Source organism: Streptomyces sp. NPDC056144, assembly GCF_042264145.1.
GTDB lineage: Bacteria > Actinomycetota > Actinomycetes > Streptomycetales > Streptomycetaceae > Streptomyces.
In genome coordinates this window covers 160,920-180,022 of the sequence record NZ_JBHJVF010000008.1, presented here as the reverse complement: position 1 = coordinate 180,022, position 19,103 = coordinate 160,920, and the positions used below count along the sequence as shown (strand labels likewise).

Below are 19,103 nucleotides of genomic sequence, written 5' to 3'. Positions count from 1 at the left end.
GGACACTTCACAGCGTGAGCGGACTCGTTTCTCGTGAACCGTGTTGACTCGGTTCACAAGCTCTGCTGTGATTGACCCATCGCTTCAGACGGCTTCTTCGTCCGGGAGGACACACTCATGTCGTTCGACACGCAGGTTCCGGCGGCCCCGCAGCGGGTCATGCGCAACGGCCTCGGCACCGCGGCCCTGATCCTCGGCATCATCGGCGCGCTCTCCGGACTCATCCCGCTGCTCTTCTGGCTGGCCGGCACGCTCGGCCTGATCGCCCTGGTCCTCGGCCTGGTCGGCAAGGGCCGCGTGAAGCGCGGCGAGGCCAACAACAAGGGCGTGACGCTCACCGGCGCGATCCTCGGCCTCGTCTCGCTGATCCTCGCGACGGTCGGCCTGGTCATCACGGTCACCGCCGTCAGCGACGCGGTGGAGGAGATCGACAAGGCCGTCCAGAGCGCGGCCCCGAAGGACCCGTCGGCGCAGGCCGAGGCCCCGACGGCGGACGCCACGACGGACGGCGCCGCCAAGGACGACAAGGACAAGGGCAAGGGCCTCGCGGACGGCGACAGCTCGGTCTACGACGACAAGCTGAAGGTCACCGTCTCGGACCCGAAGCCGTACACGGCCGGTGAGTACGCGGTCGGCCACACCAAGGGCAACCAGGCCTACAAGGTCACCGTCGTCATCGAGAACGGCGGCACGAAGAAGTTCGACCCCACCCTCACCACGATGAGCGCGCGCGCCGGTGCCGAGGGCGTCGAGGCCGAGCAGATCTTCGACGAGGGCGTCGGCTCCGCCTTCGAGGGCGCCATCCTTCCCGGCAAGAAGGCCACCCTCACGGTCGCCTTCGACGCCCCCAAGGGCGCCAAGGACCTGACGGTCGAGGTCACCCCGGGCCTGGACTACAACGCCTCGCAGTGGGAGCTGAAGGTCGGCTGACACCGACCCCGCCACAGACGAGAAGAGGGGCCCTCGGGGGCCCCTCTTCTCGTACGCACCCACTCAGACGCGGTGCCGCACCCACACGTTGGGCTCGACGTAGACCGCGTACCCGCGCGAGGCGACGCAGTGGACCGGGACGAGGGCGCTCTCGACCACGACCGGGCCGTCCGTGTCGAAGGGCAGCCCCGTCCACTTCCGCCACTGCTCGACGGAGCCGGAGACCGTCATCGACGCCGGGGCGACGGCCTCCACGACACCGCCCGCGCGGACGTGGACGCGCAGCCACGGGTCGACGGGCAGGCCGTCGGACTCGCGGGTGCGGAACGCGTACTCGTGGATGGAGGACTCGGCCTCCAGGTGCTTGCCGTTGGGCCGGACCGGGGCGACGAGCTCCGCGAAGCCCCGCGCCTTCACGTTCTCCCGCATCGCGGAGAGCATGAGGTACGAGACGCCCTTGCCGAGCATGCTCGTGTCGACGGTGATCTCGATCGCGCTGACCGTGTCGGTCTCGCGCCCGGCCCGCAGGTCGGAGAAGGCCCAGAGCAGCACCTCGTCCCAGCCGCGCGGGGGCAGCTCGCGCCGGCCGTCCATGTCGAGGCGGAAGGGGACGCTGAACCCGCGGGCCACCACCTTGCCCTCGGCGTCGGTGGCGACGACGACGTACTCCGGCAGCTCGCGCACGATCCGGCCGATGTTCGCCCAGCCGACGGGGTCGTACATCATGAACTCCGGCCAGAGGTCGAGCATGCCCCACATCGGGCCTTCGAGCTCGGGCCGCTCGGCGAGGGTGGTGATGCGCAGGTTCAGGTCTTTCGCGTCCATGCCGAGCAGAGTAAAGATGATCTTCCGGACGTCCTACTGAATTACGGGAGGACTTACGGGAGCTTCTGCTGCGGGCAGCTCTCCAGGACGCGCTTCATCGCGTCCCGCTCCCCCTTCGTCACCCACACCCCGTACTTCTTCTTCACGGCGATCTGCCGGGCCACGTACGTGCAGCGGTAGGACTTGTTCGGCGGCAGCCAGGTCGCCGCGTCGCCGTCGGACTTGCGGCGGTTGGTCGAGGCGTCGACGGCGAGCAGGTTGAGCGGGTCGTTCGCGAAGCGGCGCCGGGTGTCGGCGTCCCACTTGTGCGCGCCCTTCTGCCAGGCGTCGGAGAGCGCGACGACGTGGTCGATGTCGACCTTGCTGCGCCCCCGGACGTATTTCACGTCGGTCCCGGTGTACGGGTCGTCGGTGAGCGTGCCGGAGGCGACCTTGCAGCGGCGGTCGTCGGCGAACCGGACACCGGCGAGGTCGCGCTTGAGTATGTCGTCGCGGGTGCCGCAGCCGTTGCCGTCGACGTCCGCCCAGGCGCGGCCGAACTTCTCCCGGTCGTAACCGGTCTTCGGGCCGCGGCCCTTGACGGTGAGGGTGTCGACGGCGGCGAGCGCGGACCCGCCCGCGGCGGGCTTCCCGCCCGTGCCGCCCCCGGGGGCGGCGGCGTCCTCCCCGGGCAGGCAGCCGGTGGCGAGCACGAGGGAGGCGGCGGCGAGCGCGGTGGCGGTCAGGGTCTTTCGATTCGTCAGATACGTCAGCACCCGAGGAATCCTAGGCTGTACAGATAGGCGCGTTTCGCACCTTTGATCGCTTTTTCCTCAGACCTTGCCGATGCCGAGGGTGTTCTCGCCGGGCAGGAGTCCCGAGCCGATCGCGGCGAGCCAGGGTCCGCCGAGGAGTTCGGCGAGCCGGGCGGTGCCGTCGGAGCCGAGGGCGTCCCAGGGTCCGGCGGCGAGCGCGTCGGTCCGCCCCTCGACCTCGGCGCGCAGGGCGCGGCCCTCGTCGGTGGCGGCGACCGGCCCGCCCCCCGCCTCGACGAGCCCGCGCGCGGCGAGCCGCTCCCGCGCGGCGGCCCACTCCCCCGCCGTCCACCCCCGGCTCTCGAAGACGGCCTCGGGCGCGGCGCCGATCGCGGCGAAGGAGACGAGCGCCTCGACCGGGTCGAGCCCGGCGGCGAGCAGCGCGGCGAGGTGTCCGTCCCCCCGGTGCTCGCGCAGGACGGTGGCGGCCTGCCAGAGGACGAGGTGCGGGGCGTCGGGCCAGGGCAGGACGGCGTTGGCGACGGCGAGCGGCCGGCCCGCCACCTCTGCCGCCTCGGCGGCGGTACGGGTCAGGTGGGCGGCCTCGGCGAGCTCGGCCCCCTTGACCAGGTCCTCTCCCAGGACGGCCCGGTAGGTGCGGTCGACGGCGCGGAGCCGGGCGGCGAGGACGTCGGCGGGTTCACCGGCCCCGGGGACGTACGCCTCGGGGACGTACCGGCGGACCATCGACGGGCTGAAGCTGTAGAAGGCCGAGGCCACCCGCTCGGGCCCGACCGCGCCGAGCGGCGCGGAGCGCCAGGCGAAGTAGGAGGGCCAGCGCTCGGCGGTGTCGTACCCGAGGGCGGCGGCCTCGTCGAAGGCCTCGGGGGCGTAGTAGAGCAGGGCGTGCAGGGGTTCGAGCAGGTGCCACATCTGACGGACGCGTGCGGATTCCATGGGGAGCCCTCTCGATCACGGTGAACTTGTCACTGACTAGATAGTGCGCGCGGTCCGGTAACTTGTCAATGACAAGATGAGGGCTAGGCTCACCCCATGACCACGCGCCCGAAGAGCTACCACCACGGCGACCTGCGGCACGCCGTCCTCGCCGCCGCCCTCGACGTGATCGCCTCGGACGGCCCGGCGGCCCTCAGCCTCCGCGACCTGGCCCGCCGCGCGGGCGTCTCCCACGCGGCCCCCGCCCACCACTTCGGCGACCGCACCGGCCTCCTCACCGCGATCGCCGCGCAGGGCTACGACCTCCTGGCCCAGACCCTCGCCGGGACACCGGAACTGCGGGAACGCGGGGTGCGGTACGTACGGTTCGCAGCGGACCACCCGGCCCACTTCCAGGTCATGTTCCAGCCGGACCTGCTCCGCGCGGACGACCCGGACCTCGTGGCGGCGAAGGCCCGCGCGTCGGAGGAACTGCGCGCCGGGGTGGCGGACCTCGCCGGGACCTCCGCCGTCCCCGACGCCCGGGAGGCGGGCATCGCGGCCTGGTCCCTGGCCCACGGGTTCGCGACGCTGGTGTTGACGGGCAACGTCGACGCGGCCCTCGGAGGCCGCGCCCCGGAGGACTACTTCCGCTCCCTGACGGGCCTGCTGTTCACCAGCCCCTAAGGCGTGGGATTCCGCACCAGCCACTCCTGGAACTCCCGGTGCCGGAACTGGTAGGCGGCGCCTGAGGTGCGCAGGAGACCGGCGGAGACGGACCAGTCGAGGAAGCGGGCGAGGCGGAGGGGCAGGCGGCCGAGCCTCCCCAGGAGGAAGAGGTAGTAGCCGACCAGCCTCGTCGCCATCGCGGCCGCGAGCCCCAGCAGCAGCCCCACCGGAAAGACCGACACCACGGAGCCGCCCACCACCTCCATCGCCAGGAGTCCGGCGGCCCCGGTGAGCACGAGGGCCCAGAAGGCCTGCGCCCGGAACTGGCCTCCCGTACCGACGGCGGTGCTGTCGAGCTCCGTGGCCGAGAGGACCACGAGCACCGCCGTCCACACGAGGAGCGCGACCGCCGCCGCCGCCAGGTCGCCCCTCCCGCCGTCCGCCTCGGGCAGCCCGAGCCACACGGCGATCGCCAGCTGTCCCAGGAGCAGCGGCCCCCACGGGAAACCGAGCAGCTTCGGCCGCGCGCGCCGCAGACCGACCATCCAGAGATGGCTGCCGAGCCGTGGAAGGGCGAGGCGGGCCGAGGGCCCCAGCCCCCGGAAGCTGAGCAGGAGGAGGAGCAGCCCATAGGCCGCCGTCTGGCCGACCAGCCGGTCCCTCTCGATCGGTACGAGGGGGGAACCGTTCACCATCGCCCGCACGACCGGCACCACGGCCACGACAGCGGCCGGCATGAGGACGAGGTACGGGATCAGCGACAGCAGCCGCTGCGGCACCAGCAAACCGAGCGCCAACAGCGGCAGATCGGTCCCCGCCCGCGATCCCGCGCCCAGCAGCCTCGCCAGCTCGTGCAGCCGCCGGTGCACCTGCCGCACCGGATACCGCCCCCGCCCCACCGGCGTGTTCGCGACGGAGGCCGGGATGAACCGGGACAGGAGCAGGTCCGCCAGCTGCCGCTCCCCCGCCGCCGCGAGCAGCTCGCCCGGGTCGGCCGCCCTGTCGTACGCCACCGCCGCGAGCGTCAGCCGCCACGGTGTGGAGAGGGCGCGGGCCAGGACGCCGGCCGGCCGGTCGCGCAGCTCGTCGAGGACGGGCTGCCAGAGCGCGGGGCGGCGGGCCGCGCCCCGCACCGCCAGGAAGTCCCGCGCCTGCGCGGGAGTCACGGGGGCGATCTCGATGCGCGCCGCGTCGAGGATGTGCTCGCCGTCCGCCTCCATGAGGTCGTACTCCCGCGTCCGGCAGGTCAGGACGAGCGGCCCCGGCGCGATGCCGTCCTGGTGGCGGGCGAGGGCGGCGAGAGCGCGGCCCGCGCGCGAGTCCGCCCCGGCGGTGCCGTCCGGGTCCATCTCGTCGAGCCCGTCCAAAACGGGCAGCACCATGCGGGCGGCGACCACCCTGCGCGCGGACGCCGGCGGCATGCCGTAGTCCCGCTCCAGGTGCCCGGCGAGCCAGTCGAGGAGCGGCTCCCCCGGGTCCCAGTCTGCCAGCGCGACGAGCACCGGAACGGGTTCGCGGTCCTCGCGGACCCGGCACAGTTCCATCACGAACTTCCGTGCCAGGACGGTCTTTCCGGCGCCCGGCTCGCCGGTGATCACCATCCGGCGGGGCCGCAGCTCCCGGTAGTCCTCGACCACCTTCTCCAGCCGGCCCTGCGGGCTCGCCGGCAGCTCGGCGGCGCGCGCGTTCGCGTACGGGCGGAAGGCGAAGGTCACGTCGATCGCGGTCAGGTCACCGCCGAGCGAACTCGACCACTGGGGTTCACCGAGCACCTTCACCTCGCGCGCCAGCCGCGCGACCGCCTCCGCCTCCGCTTCCTCCGGCCGCCGCCACAACGTGGCCAGCACCGCCACCCCGCCCAGCACCCCGCAGACCATCGCGATCAGGTCGGTCCGCTCGGACAGTTCCATCGGACCGGCCGTGTCCTCGCCGTCCAGCGCCCAGAGGACGCCCGCCGCCGCGAGGCCGAGCACCCCCGCCCACAGCAGCCACCGACGCCACGCGCGTCCCCCGTCCGACATGGGGCCAATCCTGCCGGACGGGGGCCGTGCACAGACCTACGATCCGAGAATCACGATCCGAGAATCGTCGTCAGGAACTCCCCGGTCCACGCGAGCAGTTCGCGCCCGACCACCGGCTTCCCGCCGATCTTCCCGCTCGTCGGCCGCGGCACCAGGATCTGGTGGGCTCCCGGCTTGATGACCGTCCGCGGGTACAGCCGCTTGAGCCGCAGTTCCTGCGACTCCCGCAGCTCCACCGGCGCGAAGCGGATGTTGGAGCCCTGGAGGACGATCTCGCCCACCCCGCAGGCCCGCGCCAGCATCCGCAGGCCGGCGACGAGGAGCAGGTTCTCGACCGGTTCGGGCAGCTTGCCGTAGCGGTCGGTGAGTTCCTCGCGTACCGCCCGGATGTCCTCCTCGGAGTTCGCCGAGGCGATCGAGCGGTACGCCTGGAGGCGGAGCCGCTCGCCGGGCGCGTAGTCGTGGGGCATGTGGGCGTCGACGGGGAGTTCGATCTTGACCTCCAGCGGCGCTTCCTCCTCCTCGCCGCCTTCCAGCTGCGCCCGGTAGTCCGCGACCGCCTCGCCGACCATCCGTACGTACAGGTCGAAGCCGACGCCCGCGATGTGGCCGGACTGCTCGCCGCCGAGGAGGTTGCCCGCGCCGCGGATCTCCAGGTCCTTCATGGCCACGTACATGCCCGCGCCCATCTCGGTGTGCTGGGCGATCGTCGCGAGCCGCTCGTGCGCGGTCTCGGTGAGCGGCTTCTCCGGCGGGTACAGGAAGTACGCGTACCCGCGCTCGCGGCCTCGGCCGACGCGGCCGCGCAGCTGGTGGAGCTGCGAGAGGCCGAAGTTGTCGCCGCGCTCGACGATCAGCGTGTTCGCGTTGGAGATGTCGATGCCGGACTCGACGATCGTCGTCGAGACGAGGACGTCGAACTTCTTCTCCCAGAAGTCGACGACGACCTGTTCGAGCGCCGACTCCGACATCTGGCCGTGGGCGGTCGCGATCCGCGCCTCGGGCACGATCTCGCGGAGCCGGGCGGCGGCCCGGTCGATGGAGTCGACCCGGTTGTGGATGTAGAACACCTGGCCCTCGCGCAGGAGTTCACGCCGCACGGCCGCGCCGATCTGCTTCTCCTCGTACGGCCCCACGAAGGTGAGGACCGGGTGCCGCTCCTCCGGCGGGGTGGTGATCGTCGACATCTCGCGGATGCCGGTGACCGCCATTTCGAGCGTACGGGGGATGGGCGTGGCGGACATGGTCAGGACGTCCACGTTGGCGCGGAGCTTCTTCAGCTGTTCCTTGTGCTCGACGCCGAAGCGCTGCTCCTCGTCGACGATGACGAGACCGAGGTCCTTGAACTTCGTCTCGGAGGAGAAGAGGCGGTGGGTGCCGATGACGACGTCGACGGATCCTTCCTTCAGGCCTTCCAGGGTCGCCTTCGACTCGGTGTCGCTCTGGAAGCGGGAGAGCGCCCGGACCTTCACCGGGAACTGCGAGTACCGCTCGCTGAACGTGCCGAAGTGCTGCTGCACGAGGAGCGTCGTCGGGACGAGGACGGCGACCTGCTTGCCGTCCTGGACGGCCTTGAAGGCGGCCCGGACGGCGATCTCCGTCTTGCCGTAGCCGACGTCGCCGCAGATCAGGCGGTCCATGGGGACCGTCTTCTCCATGTCCTCCTTCACCTCGGCGATGGTGGACAGCTGGTCGGGCGTCTCCGCGTACGGGAAGGCGTCCTCCAGCTCGCGCTGCCAGGGGGTGTCCGGGCCGAAGGCGTGGCCGGGGGCGGCCATGCGGGCCGAGTACAGCTTGATCAGGTCGGCGGCGATCTCCTTGACCGCCTTCTTCGCCTTCTGCTTGGTCTTCGTCCAGTCGGCGCCGCCGAGCCGGTGCAGGGTCGGGGCCTCGCCGCCGACGTACTTGGTGACCTGCTCCAGCTGGTCGGTGGGGATGTAGAGGCGGTCGCCGGGCTGGCCGCGCTTGGCGGGGGCGTACTCGACGAGGAGGTACTCGCGGGTGGCGCCCTGCACGGTCCGCTGGACCATCTCGACGTACCGGCCGACGCCGTGCTGCTCGTGGACGATGTAGTCGCCGACCTCCAGGGTCAGCGGGTCGATCGTCTTGCGGCGCTTGGCCGGCATCCGCTGGCCGTCCTTGCCGGCCGCCTTCTGGCCGGACAGGTCGGTCTCGGTGAGGACGGCGAGCTTGAGCGCCTGGTCGACGAAGCCGTGGTCGATCGAGCCGGTGGAGACGTGGACGACGGCCGGGGAGATCTCGGCGAGGTCGGCGTCGAGGCGGGCGGGGATGCCCTCGCCGCCGAGGACCTCGACGGTACGGGAGGCGGGGCCGTGGGCCTCGGTCACGTAGACCGTGCGCCAGCCGTCGGCGAGCCAGCCCTTGGTGTCGGCGAGGGCGCGGGCGGTGTCGCCGCGGTAGGACTCGGGGGCGTGCATGCCGAGCGTGAGGGTGTCGCCGTCGCCGTCGGCCGCCTCGTCGGCCGCGAACGGCGACACCGACCACCAGGCGATGTCCAGCTCGCGCGCCCGGTCCCGGACGTCCGCGATCCCCCACAGGGAGGCCGCGCCGACGTCGATCGGGGCCTCGCCGCCGCCGGCGGTGGCGGCCCAGGAGGCCTGGAGGAACTCCTGCGAGGTGGCGACGAGGTCGGCGGCCCGGGTCCGCACCCGCTCGGGGTCGCAGACGACGGCCATGACGCCCTTGGGGAGGACGTCGAGGAGCAGCTCCATGTCGTCGACGAGGACGGGAGCGAGGGACTCCATGCCCTCGACGGCGATCCCCTCGGCGATCTTGTCGAGCATTTCGCCGAGCTCGGGGTGGGCGAGCGCGAGCGCGGCGGCCCGCTCCCGCACGTCCTCGGTCAGCAGCAGCTCGCGGCAGGGCGGGGCCCAGAGCCCGTGCTCGGCGACTTCGAGGGACCGCTGGTCGGCGACCTTGAAGTAACGGATCTCCTCGACGTCGTCGCCCCAGAACTCGATGCGGAGCGGATGCTCCTCGGTGGGCGGGAAGACGTCCAGGATGCCGCCGCGGACGGCGAACTCGCCGCGCTTCTCGACGAGCTCGACCCGGGAGTACGCGGCTGCCGCGAGCCCCTCGACGACCTCGTTGAGATCGGCCGTCTGGCCGGACCGCAGCGAGACCGGCTCCAGGTCCCCGAGCCCCTTGACCTGCGGCTGGAGTACGGAGCGGATGGGCGCGACGACGACGCTGACGGGCCCGGCGGCCGGGTCGTCGGCACGCGGGTGCGCGAGCCGGCGCAGAACGGCGAGGCGGCGGCCGACGGTGTCGGAACGGGGCGAGAGCCGCTCGTGGGGCAGGGTCTCCCAGGAGGGGTACTCGGCGACCGTGTCCGGGTCGAGGAGCGAGCGCAGCGCGGCCGCCAGGTCCTCGGCCTCCCGCCCGGTCGCGGTCACGGCGAGCACGGGCCGCCCGGAGTCGCGCGCGAGCGCGGCGAGCGCGAACGGCCGCGCGGCCGCGGGCCCGACCAGGTCCAGGTGCGGGCGGTTCCCGTCGGCGGCGGCCTTCACCGCCTCGGCGAGGGCCGCGTCCTTCACGACGACATCGAGGAGACCGTGCAGGCTCATGGACTTCCATCCCGGGGCGTACGGAGAACAGACGACGGACAACGCGAACGGCCCGACACGTCGAACGGGCCGGGGTGCCCAGCCTACGGCGTGTCACGGTCACTCGCCCGAAGGAAGGGGGCCACTCGGGAGGGTGACGGAGCTGGCCGACGGTCGGTCGATCCCACTAAACTTAGTCCGGTAGTTAGTCCACTCAATGGTTTCCTAGCTGTGAGAGGCCGCGATGGAAGCAGCCCGGCAGTACAACGTCCACGAGGCGAAGACCCACTTCTCCAAGATCCTGGAGGCGGTCGCGACCGGCGAGGAGGTGATCATCAGCAAGTCCGGGGAACCGGTGGCGAAGGTGATCCCCCTGCGGGGGAAGGTCCGGCGCACGGCCCGGGGCTCCCTCACCGACCCCGTCGTGTTCCACGAAGACTTCGACGACATCTCCGACGACCCCGGCTTCGCCGAGGCGTTCGGGCTCGGCGAGGAAGGCACCACGGAGTGAAGCTGCTCGTCGACACGCACGTCGTCGTCTGGTGGCTGCTCGACTCCACCCGGCTCTCCGACGAGATCAAGGACCTGCTCGACACGGAGGAGCACGCGTACGTCAGCGCCGTCACGCCGTGGGAGCTCTCCGTCAAGCAGGCACTCGGCAAGCTCGACGGCCCCGCCGACCTGCCCGAGCTGGCGCAGGCATGCCAGCTCAAGCCGCTCCCGATCACCGGACTGCACGGAATCCGCGCCGGCAAGCTCCCGCCCCACCACCGCGACCCCTTCGACCGGATACTGATCGCGCAGGCCCAGACCGAGGGCCTGACCCTGGTCACGCGGGACAAGAACATCCCGTTGTACGACGTGCAGGTCCTGACGGTCTGAGTGACGCGATACGGCCCCGGGGCGCGTGCCCCGGGGCCGTACGGCTGCTTCCTTCGCGGGCGGCTACTCGCTCGCGATCGCGTTCAGGACGTTCATCCGGCCCGCCCGGAACGCCGGGACCAGGGCCGCGAAGAGGCCGACGAAGGCGGAGCCGACGAAGACGGTGAGGATCGTCGGCCAGGGGATCTCCAGTACGCCGAGGCCCTCCAGGGCCAGGAGCTTCTGGGCGGCCGTGCCCCAGCCCATGCCCAGGCCGAGGCCGAGGAGGGCGCCGAAGAGGGCGATGACCACGGACTCCAGGCGGATCATGCGGCGCAGCTGGCGGCGCGAGAGGCCGATGGCGCGCATGAGGCCGATCTCGCGGGTCCGCTCGACGACCGACAGGGCCAGCGTGTTCACGACGCCGAGGATCGCGACGACGATCGCGAGGGCGAGGAGCCCGTACACGATGTTGAGCAGCTGGCCGACCTGGTCCTTGAGGGTCTCCTTGTAGTCGGCCTGGTTGCTGGCCTGGTACTGCGGGTAGGGCGCGAGCGCGTCCTTGACCGCCTGGTACGCCTCCGCCTCCTGGCCGTCCTTCGCGCCGGCGAGGATCAGCATGCTCTGCGGAATCCGGTCGGCGGGCAGGTAGCGGGTGAGAGTGGTGACGTTCGTGTACATCGCGCCCTTGTCGACCTGGCCGACGTCCGCCGTGATCGCGGCGACCTTCAGCTTCGCCGTCTCGCCGCCCTTGAACGCGACGGTCAGGACGTCGCCGACCTTCACGCGGTGCTCGGTGGCGTAGTCGCTGCCGACGGACATCGCGTTCTCGCCGTACGCGTCGGTGAGGGTGCCGGAGGTGACCTCGCGGCGCAGGTCCTTCACGTACGAGGGGTCGGTGGCGGCCAGGTCGGCCGTCGTCGTCTTCCCACTCGGGTCGGTGATCTTCGCGTCGACCCACTTGTACTCGGTGACGTGGTCGAGCGACGGGACCTTCTCCAGCGCGGCCTGCGCCTGCGGGACGATCGGCTGCCCCGTACCGGACTGGACGATGAAGTCGGCGCCGACGGAACGGTCCAGCTCGTCCGTGGCCGAGGCGACCATCGAGGAGCCGACGACCGACAGGCAGGCGACGAGCGCGAGGCCGATCATCAGGGCCGCGCCGGTCGCGCCGGTGCGGCGCGGGTTGCGGAGCGCGTTGCGTTCGGCGAGGCGGCCGACGGGGCCGAAGACCCGCAGGACGAGGGCGCCGAGGACGCGGACGACGACGCCGGCGAGGAGCGGGCCGATGACGATGAACCCGAGGAGGGTGAGGACGACGCCGAGGCCGAGCCAGAGGGAGCCGGGTCCGGCCTCGGCGGCGCGGGTGGCGGCCCACAGGGCCCCGGCACCGGCGGCGGTGAGGGCGAGACCCAGGGCCGCACGGACCCGGCCCGCCTTGCCGTCTCCCGCGGCGGGGGTGCCCGCGTCGCGCAGCGCGGCCATCGGGGACACCTTCCCGGCCCGGCGGGCGGGAATGTACGCGGCGAGGACGGTGACGACGACGCCGAGGGTGATGCCGACGACGGGGGTCGTCCACGCGACGGTGAGGTCGCGGGTGGAGAGCTCCATGCCCATGGAGGACATGAGTTCCATGAGCCCGATGGCGAGCCCGACGCCCGCCGCGACACCGGCGACGGAGCCGACGACGCCGAGGAGGAGCGCCTCGACGAGGACGGAACGGTTCACCTGCTTGCGGCTGGAGCCGATGGCCCGGAGGAGGCCGATCTCGCGGGTGCGCTGGGCGACCAGCATGGAGAAGGTGTTGACGATGAGGAAGATGCCGACGAGGAAGGCGATGCCGGCGAAGCCGAGCATGGCGTACTTCATGACGTCGAGGAATCCGGCGACGTCCTCGCGGCCCGCGTCGGCGGCCTCGGCGGCGGTCTGGAGCTTGTAGGCGCCGGTGCCGCCGACGGCCGTGGCGATGCTCGCCTTCAGCTGCTCGTTGCTGACACCCGGCTGGGCGTCGGCGACGACGTTCGTGAACACCCCTTCCTTGCCGAGGAGTTCCTTCTGCGCGGTCGCCGTGTCGAAGTAGACGACGGTGGCGCCCGGGTTGGTGACCTTGAAGTCGACGATGCCGGAGATCTTCGCGGTGAAGTCGCCGTCGACGGCGACCGTCCGCAGCTCGTCGCCGAGCTTCAGGCCGTGCTTCTCGGCGGTGGCGCCGTCCACGACGACGTCGGTGGGCCCGCGCGGCTCGTGGCCGGAGACGAGCTCGACGGAGCGGAGCTCGTTGGGGTTCCAGTTCCCGGCGATGGTGGGGGCGCCGCTGGTGGGGCCGATGTTCTCGTTCTTCGCGTCGACGACGGTGACGCTCATCGAGACGACGACACCGAGCGCGTCCTCGACGCCGTCCGCCGACTTCACCTGCTCGACGAGGGAGGCGGGGAGGGCGGCGGGGCGGCCGTTCTGCGGGATCTCGTCGTTCTCGGCGGCGTCCTTGGGGCTGACGGTGACGTCCCCGGCGGTCGACGCGAAGAGCTTGTCGAACGTCGTGTTCATCGTGTCGGTGAAGACGAGGGTGCCCGAGACGAAGGCGACGGAGAGGAGGACGGCGATGGCGGAGAGCGCCATCCGCCCCTTGTGCGAGAGGAAGTTGCGGAGTGACGTCTTGAGGACGGTCGACCGGGAGCTCATGACGTCCGCCCGCGCGCGTCGAAGTCCTTCATGCGGTCGAGGACGGCGTCGGCGGTGGGCCGCTCCATCTCGTCGACGATCCGGCCGTCGGCGAGGTAGAGGACGCGGTCGGCGTAGGAGGCGGCGACGGGGTCGTGCGTGACCATGACGATGGTCTGGCCCAGCTCGTCGACGGACTGCCGCAGGAAGCCGAGGACTTCGGCTCCGGCCCGGGAGTCGAGGTTGCCGGTCGGCTCGTCGCCGAAGATGATCTCGGGCCGCGCGGCGAGGGCCCGCGCGACGGCCACACGCTGCTGCTGGCCGCCGGAGAGCTCGGTGGGCCGGTGCTTGAGCCGGTCGGAGAGCCCGACGGTGTCGACGACCCGGCGCAGCCACTCGGCGTCCGGCTTCCGCCCCGCGATGTCCATGGGGAGGGTGATGTTCTCGATCGCGTTCAGGGTGGGGAGCAGGTTGAAGGCCTGGAAGATGAACCCGATGCGGTCCCGGCGCAGCTGGGTGAGCTTCTTGTCCTTCAGCCCGGTGATCTCGGCCTCGCCGAGGTAGATCTGGCCGCTGCTCACCGAATCGAGCCCGGCGAGGCAGTGCATCAGGGTCGACTTGCCGGAACCGGACGGCCCCATGATCGCGGTGAAAGCGCCGCGCGCGATGTCGACGTCGACGGAGTCGAGGGCGACGACCCGGGTCTCCCCGCTGCCGTACGCCTTGACGACCTGCCGCGCCCGTGCGGCGACGGCCGTCGTCCCTCCCGTACTCCCGTTCTTGGGGATGGTCACAGCCGAGGTCACGGTCTTCTCCTAGAGGCAGGGTGCGGAGTGTGCGGGGCGCCGCGGAACGGTGCGGCACGTAAGTCCCAGTTAAGGACCGACCCCCCGCCTCCCTCGTCCTCCCCCGGGACGACCGACCCCTGGTCTGCCTGCGGGGGAATCCCCTAGGGGGCGGGGCGCACTCGCCCCGAAACCGAAGCGCCCGCCCCAACGCCTCAGGCGCCCTCTTCGTGAGTGAACCCTCCACCGGAATCCAGCGATCCCACCTTCGCGCCGTTACCTTCAGTGATGCACTGATCACCCTCAGATCGGGAGGGCCTTTGCTTCGTCGAATCGCTTCACTCTTCGCGAGCCTCGCCTTCGTCCTGGCACTCGGAACCGCGACCGCACCTGCGGCAATGGCGACTCCGGACGGCTGCGGCGACCTCGCCAACGGCCAGCTCTGCGTCAACAAACCATCCGGAGCCTCCGGAACGTTCGAGGTCAGCTACTACCGTCATTCCGGGAGCGGAACCGTGACCGTCCAGATGGGAATCCAGTTCAAGATTCCCGACGGAACCATTCATCCGACCGACTGGATCGCCGAGCGAACCATCAAGGTCGGCACGTACGGCAGGGCATCCCGCTACTACACCACCGACCCCGGCTGGTGCGTTCGCGGCCAGATGAAGTCAGGCAACACGACGTACGGCACCGAGTGGCTCTGCTACTAGCCACCGCAATACCAAGGAGCAGGCGCGAGCCGTGTGGCGCATCCTCTTCTCCATCGACACGTACTCCGTGACGTGCGCCCTCCTCGCGCTGCTCCTGCTCAGCGTCATCGCCTACGGATGTGAGCGCCTCGCCCCCCGCCTGGTCCCCCTCCCGGCCCGCGTGCTCTGCGCGGTCTTCACCTTGCCGGTACTCGTCGCGACGCTGGCGCCCGATCAGCCGATCGGTTCGGGGAGTCGCCACCTGTGGCTGATCCCCGGAGACGCACTCTTCTTCAGCAACATCCCCGTGGAATCGATGGAGCGCTCGATGTACGTGCTCCTGCAGGTCGCCAACCTCCTCATGTTCGTCCCGGCCGCCGTCGCCTTCCGCTTTGCCTGGCCCGCGTACGGCCCTTGGGGACCCGTCAGAATGGGCCTCGCGCTCAGCCTCTTCATCGAGGCCGCGCAGTGGGCGATGGCCGCCGGCCGGGTCGTCGACATCGACGACGTGATCGCCAACACCACCGGCGCCGCGCTCGGCGCGCTCCTCTGCCTCGCGGCCGGCCGGCTCACCCGCCCGCTCCGGCGTCCACGCCGACGACCCCACCGCCGCACTCCGTCGCACCGCCGAAGCCGAGCGGGAATCCCCTAGGGGACGCCCCCCGGCCGGTCCCCCTTCAGTCCCACCACAGCGACCACACCGTCGACCGGGCCATCCCGTTCCCGGCCTGGACCGCGTCCTGCACGGTGTCGCCGCAGTAGGCGTACAGCTCGGTGGCGGCCTGGGCGGCTCCCCGGGGGTCCAGGGGTGGGCGGTCCACCACCAGTTCCAGGTAGGGGCCCGTGGCGAAGAACAGGTGCGCGCCCCACTGTTCCTGCCAGCGGCGCAGGAGGGCCGCGTCGTCCAGGCGGGTCAGGGAACGGCCGTCGTGCCCGAACCAGTTCATGTTGTTGTAGAGGTACGGGAGGAGGACGGGCAGCTCGTAACCACCCCTGACCGTCACGAAGTTGACCCAGCGCGTGCTGACGCGGTACTCGCGGCCGGTCTGGGTGGTGCCCCACTTCGGCGGCACCCGCGCCGGCTCCGCGACCGACGGCGCGAGCAGCGGCGCCAGGCGGTCGGGTTCGTAGTCGTCCCGCCAGGCGAGGAAGTCCTCGTCGTCGGCGGGGAGGCCGCCGACCGACCACCGGAAGCTGGAGACGACGACCGACGCGGCGAGGGCGTCGTGGTCCTGGACGGCGAGTTCCGCGACCGTCCGTTGCCACGCGGCGGGGTCGAGGTCCGCCTCGTCCTGGTAGCGGGCCTCACCGCAGGGCGAGGCCGACGTGGCGTAGGGCCACCAGCCGGTCTCCCCGTGCGCGCGCCGCCCGAGCTCCCACGCGTCGAGGGCCCGTTCGGCGGGCACGCGCACCCCGACGATCTCGACGCCCGTCCCCGTCACGGCCCGCTCGATGTCGGCTCCGGGCCACCACTCGCGCAGGAGACGGGCGAGGTCGTCGGCGGGCAGGCCGGGAAGGGTGGGCGGAGCGAACGGGCGGAGGAACGTCGTCATGAACCCAGGACCCTAGGTCCCGCCCGCGCGAACACCCCCACCATTTTCCGAAACCGGGTTCCCCCCTCGCCCTCCCGATGAGACCCTGTCGCTCAACATTTAGGTGTACGAAGAAAGGACCATCCGGTGACCGAGCCGTCGACGACCCCTCCGACGGCCGACCCGTCATCCACACCCCCGGACCCGGCACCGCCCCACCCCGACCACGCCCCGGCCGAGCCGCACCCCCCGACCGCCCCGTCAGCGACCGCACCGGCCCCCGACCCCAGCCGCCGGGGCGCCGTCTCCGCCGCCCTCATGCTCGGCATGAGCCTCGCCGCCCTCGACGGCACGATCCTCTCCACCGCCGTCCCCCAGATCGTCGGCGACCTCGGCGGACTCGCCGTGTTCTCCTGGCTGTTCGCCGGCTATCTGCTCGCCGTGACCGTCACCCTCCCCGTCTACGGGAAGCTCAGCGACACCTTCGGCCGCAAGCCCGTCCTCATCACCGGCGTGATCCTCTTCCTCGTCGGCTCGCTGCTCTGCGCCTCCGCCTGGAACATGGCCAGCCTCATCGCCTTCCGCGTCGTCCAGGGCCTCGGCGGCGGCGCGCTCCAGGGCACGATCCAGACGATCGCCGCCGACCTGTACCCGCTGAAGGAACGCCCCAAGATCCAGGCGAAGCTGTCCTCCGTCTGGGCCGCGTCCTCCGTCGCCGGACCGGCCGTCGGCGGCCTCCTCGCCGGATACGCCGACTGGCGCTGGATCTTCCTCATCAACCTGCCCGTCGGCTTCGTCGCGCTCTGGCTCATCGGCCGCCACCTGGTCGAACCCGCACGCCCGGAGCCCCGCACCCGTCCCCGTATCGACTGGGCGGGCGCCTGCGCCGTCTTCGCGACGGGCGCACTCCTCATCACGGCCCTCGTCCAGGGCGGGGTGGCCTGGCCCTGGCTGTCGGCGCCGTCCCTCGCCCTCCTGGGCGGGGCGGCGGCCCTGGGTCTTCTGACCGTCGTCATCGAACGCCGGGCGGCCGAACCGATCATCCCCGGCTGGGTCTGGCGCCGCCGCACCATCGCCGCCGTGAACCTCTCCCTCGGCGCGCTCGGCCTGCTGATGGTCGCCCCGACGGTCTTCCTGCCGACCTACGCGCAGTCCGTCCTCGGCCTCGGCCCGATAGCCGCCGGCTTCGTCCTGTCGACGTGGACGGTGAGCTGGCCGGTGACGGCGGCTCTCTCCAACCGCCTCTACACCCGCATCGGCTTCCGCCTCACGGCCGTCCTCGGCATCTCGCTCGCGCTGGTGCTGCTGCTGGCCTTCCCGTTCCTGCCCTACCCCGGGGAGCCCTGGCAGCCGGCCCTGCTGATGTTCCTGCTGGGCGGAGCGCTCGGCATCTTCCAGCTCCCGCTCATCGTCGGCGTGCAGTCCACCGTCCCGTACGAGGAACGGGGCGTGACGACGGCATCCGTCCTCTTCTGCCGCCAGGTCGGCCAGAGCGTCGGCGCGGCACTCTTCGGCATGGTCGCGAACATGACCCTGGCGTCCCGCCTGGGCGAGAACACCGACCTGGACACCCTGTCCCGCGCCCTGGACGCCCCCGAGTCCCTCACCGCCGAGACCCTGGACCTCCTGCGACGCGCGGTCGACGCGGCGGTGGACTACGTCTACCTCGGCGCGGCGATCGCGGCGGCCCTGGCGCTCCTGGCCCTGGTGACGCTGGCGCCCCGCCGCTTCCCGGTCCTCAAGGAAGCGGCGGGGGAGGACGCCGACTGAGGGTGTACAGGCGGGGCTTGTACCTACCGCGCCGAGACGACGGCGAGACCGACGAACCCGGCCCAGGCGTCGGGGGTGACGCGGAGACCCGGGCGGGTCACGTCCTTGGAGTCACGAACATGCACGACCGCCGTGCCCGCCGCGACCTCGACGCACGCGCCGCCCTCAGCGCCGCTGTAGCTGCTCTTGAACCAGGCGAGAGATTCGGTGCTGTTCATAGCTCTCCTAGCAACTTCTCGATGAACTGGAGCGACTCTCGCGGGCTGAGAGCCTGCGACCGGATCATTCCATAGCGGGCACCGGCCACAACGGTCCGCTCGGGGTCGGTCACCAGCGAGCTGATGCCTTGCACCTCCACGTACATGAACTTTCTGCCGTCCTTGCGCGTGAGAACCATGAATGGGCCATCCATGCCCGGGTTTTCCTCGCACTCAGTCGGCATGATCTGGATCTCGGCGTTCCGTCGCTGGCCTACCAAGAGCAGATGCTCCAACTGCCCACGTAGGACGTCCTTCCCGCCGTACCGGTGCCGAAGCACCGCTTCGTTCATGACGAAGCTCAGAAAGGGAGTGGGGCGCCGGTCGAAGATGTCCTGCCGGGCCAGTCGTGCCGTCACCCGCTGCTCGACCGTCTCCTCGTCCAGCAGCGGACGCCGCATGGCCAGGAGCGCTCGCGTGTACTCCTCGGTCTGGAGCAGGCCGTTGACCACCAAGGTGTCGTACGCCAGGAGCTCCATCGCCTCCTTCTCCAGCTGCGCCATTCCGCGGAAGAACGCCGGGTACTGCGCCTTCTCCAGCGGCTCCTTCCACTCCTTCAGCAGCCCGCCCGCGTCCACCACGCCGTCCGCCTGATCGACCGCCTTCGGCGGCGGGATCCTGCGGCCCTGCTCGAACGAGGCGATCGTCGAGGCCGAGTAGCCGAGGCGCTTCCCCAGCGTCTCCCGGTCCATCCCGATCCGTGTACGCAGCGTCTTCAGACTTCGGCCGAAGGCGAGCGCCACGGCCTGATCCGACCTGTCCGCCGACCGCCCGGATTCCTCCTCGGGCTCGTGCCCCACCACCGCGTCGACCTGCTCATCTGCCATCGCGCCCCGCCTCTCGTACCGGCACCGACACCCCATG

Annotated in this window: 17 protein-coding genes; 7 read left to right on the top strand and 10 right to left on the bottom strand. The window is 71.4% G+C overall.

The features are described 5' to 3' along the window. Nucleotides 1-117: 117 nt before the first annotated feature. On the top strand, nt 118-930 hold the full coding sequence (locus ACFC0Z_RS24530; RefSeq protein ID WP_376441743.1) for a DUF4190 domain-containing protein: 813 nt from the start codon (nt 118-120) through the stop codon (nt 928-930). Nucleotides 931-993: 63 nt separating this feature from the next. Here the strand turns inward: ACFC0Z_RS24530 and ACFC0Z_RS24525 are convergent, their stop codons facing one another. The 3 genes from ACFC0Z_RS24525 to ACFC0Z_RS24515 all read right to left on the bottom strand — a co-directional run bounded on the left by ACFC0Z_RS24525 (nt 994) and on the right by ACFC0Z_RS24515 (nt 3,446). Beyond that, nucleotides 994-1,740 carry an N-acetyltransferase gene (locus tag ACFC0Z_RS24525; protein WP_376441968.1) on the bottom strand — a complete coding sequence of 249 codons (747 nt, stop codon included), beginning with the start codon at nt 1,738-1,740 and terminating at the stop codon, nt 994-996. Nucleotides 1,741-1,808: 68 nt separating this feature from the next. Then, nucleotides 1,809-2,510, bottom strand: a complete 702-nt coding sequence (locus ACFC0Z_RS24520; RefSeq protein WP_376441741.1) for an HNH endonuclease family protein — start codon at nt 2,508-2,510, stop codon at nt 1,809-1,811. 57 nt (nt 2,511-2,567) lie between these two features. Next, nucleotides 2,568-3,446: a hypothetical protein gene (locus ACFC0Z_RS24515; RefSeq protein WP_376441738.1), complete on the bottom strand. Its 879-nt coding sequence runs from the start codon at nt 3,444-3,446 to the stop codon at nt 2,568-2,570. A gap of 96 nt (nt 3,447-3,542) precedes the next feature. On the opposite strand from ACFC0Z_RS24515, the gene ACFC0Z_RS24510 reads away from it, so the two are divergent. After that, nucleotides 3,543-4,112 carry a TetR/AcrR family transcriptional regulator gene (locus ACFC0Z_RS24510; RefSeq protein ID WP_376441735.1) on the top strand — a complete coding sequence of 190 codons (570 nt, stop codon included), beginning with the start codon at nt 3,543-3,545 and terminating at the stop codon, nt 4,110-4,112. On the opposite strand, the gene ACFC0Z_RS24505 is transcribed toward ACFC0Z_RS24510, so the two are convergent. Then, nucleotides 4,109-6,115 (bottom strand): NACHT domain-containing protein, encoded by a 2,007-nt coding sequence (locus ACFC0Z_RS24505; RefSeq protein ID WP_376441732.1) that lies wholly within the window; start codon nt 6,113-6,115, stop codon nt 4,109-4,111. The two genes, ACFC0Z_RS24510 and ACFC0Z_RS24505, sit on opposite strands and share 4 nt — an antisense overlap. A gap of 50 nt (nt 6,116-6,165) precedes the next feature. Next, on the bottom strand, nt 6,166-9,702 hold the full coding sequence (mfd, locus tag ACFC0Z_RS24500) for a transcription-repair coupling factor (RefSeq protein ID WP_376441730.1): 3,537 nt from the start codon (nt 9,700-9,702) through the stop codon (nt 6,166-6,168). A gap of 223 nt (nt 9,703-9,925) precedes the next feature. On the opposite strand from mfd, the gene ACFC0Z_RS24495 reads away from it, so the two are divergent. Continuing rightward, complete coding sequence (locus ACFC0Z_RS24495) at nt 9,926-10,192, top strand: type II toxin-antitoxin system Phd/YefM family antitoxin (protein ID WP_376441727.1); 267 nt, start codon at nt 9,926-9,928, stop codon at nt 10,190-10,192. Further along, complete coding sequence (locus tag ACFC0Z_RS24490) at nt 10,189-10,563, top strand: type II toxin-antitoxin system VapC family toxin (RefSeq protein ID WP_376441724.1); 375 nt, start codon at nt 10,189-10,191, stop codon at nt 10,561-10,563. The genes ACFC0Z_RS24495 and ACFC0Z_RS24490 overlap by 4 nt, the downstream gene beginning before the upstream one ends. Nucleotides 10,564-10,626: 63 nt before the next feature. Here the strand turns inward: ACFC0Z_RS24490 and ACFC0Z_RS24485 are convergent, their stop codons facing one another. Continuing rightward, complete coding sequence (locus ACFC0Z_RS24485) at nt 10,627-13,224, bottom strand: ABC transporter permease (RefSeq protein ID WP_376441722.1); 2,598 nt, start codon at nt 13,222-13,224, stop codon at nt 10,627-10,629. Next, nucleotides 13,221-14,009 (bottom strand): ABC transporter ATP-binding protein, encoded by a 789-nt coding sequence (locus ACFC0Z_RS24480; protein WP_376441719.1) that lies wholly within the window; start codon nt 14,007-14,009, stop codon nt 13,221-13,223. The genes ACFC0Z_RS24485 and ACFC0Z_RS24480 overlap by 4 nt, the downstream gene beginning before the upstream one ends. A 209-nt stretch (nt 14,010-14,218) precedes the next feature. Between ACFC0Z_RS24480 and ACFC0Z_RS24475 the strand changes: the two genes are divergently transcribed. Both ACFC0Z_RS24475 and ACFC0Z_RS24470 read left to right on the top strand, forming a co-directional pair. After that, nucleotides 14,219-14,701: a hypothetical protein gene (locus ACFC0Z_RS24475; protein ID WP_376441716.1), complete on the top strand. Its 483-nt coding sequence runs from the start codon at nt 14,219-14,221 to the stop codon at nt 14,699-14,701. Nucleotides 14,702-14,732: 31 nt separating this feature from the next. After that, nucleotides 14,733-15,332 (top strand): VanZ family protein, encoded by a 600-nt coding sequence (locus ACFC0Z_RS24470; RefSeq protein ID WP_376441714.1) that lies wholly within the window; start codon nt 14,733-14,735, stop codon nt 15,330-15,332. Nucleotides 15,333-15,357: 25 nt separating this feature from the next. Here ACFC0Z_RS24470 and ACFC0Z_RS24465 read toward each other — a convergent pair whose 3' ends face one another. Then, nucleotides 15,358-16,233, bottom strand: a complete 876-nt coding sequence (locus tag ACFC0Z_RS24465) for a DUF4253 domain-containing protein (RefSeq protein WP_376441711.1) — start codon at nt 16,231-16,233, stop codon at nt 15,358-15,360. A 297-nt stretch (nt 16,234-16,530) separates the two neighbouring features. Between ACFC0Z_RS24465 and ACFC0Z_RS24460 the strand changes: the two genes are divergently transcribed. Further along, nucleotides 16,531-17,982 (top strand): MFS transporter, encoded by a 1,452-nt coding sequence (locus ACFC0Z_RS24460; protein ID WP_376441966.1) that lies wholly within the window; start codon nt 16,531-16,533, stop codon nt 17,980-17,982. 23 nt (nt 17,983-18,005) lie between these two features. Here the strand turns inward: ACFC0Z_RS24460 and ACFC0Z_RS24455 are convergent, their stop codons facing one another. Continuing rightward, complete coding sequence (locus ACFC0Z_RS24455) at nt 18,006-18,200, bottom strand: DUF397 domain-containing protein (protein ID WP_376441709.1); 195 nt, start codon at nt 18,198-18,200, stop codon at nt 18,006-18,008. Next, nucleotides 18,197-19,066 carry a helix-turn-helix domain-containing protein gene (locus ACFC0Z_RS24450; protein WP_376441706.1) on the bottom strand — a complete coding sequence of 290 codons (870 nt, stop codon included), beginning with the start codon at nt 19,064-19,066 and terminating at the stop codon, nt 18,197-18,199. The genes ACFC0Z_RS24455 and ACFC0Z_RS24450 overlap by 4 nt, the downstream gene beginning before the upstream one ends. Between the last annotated feature and the right edge of the window lie 37 nt (nt 19,067-19,103).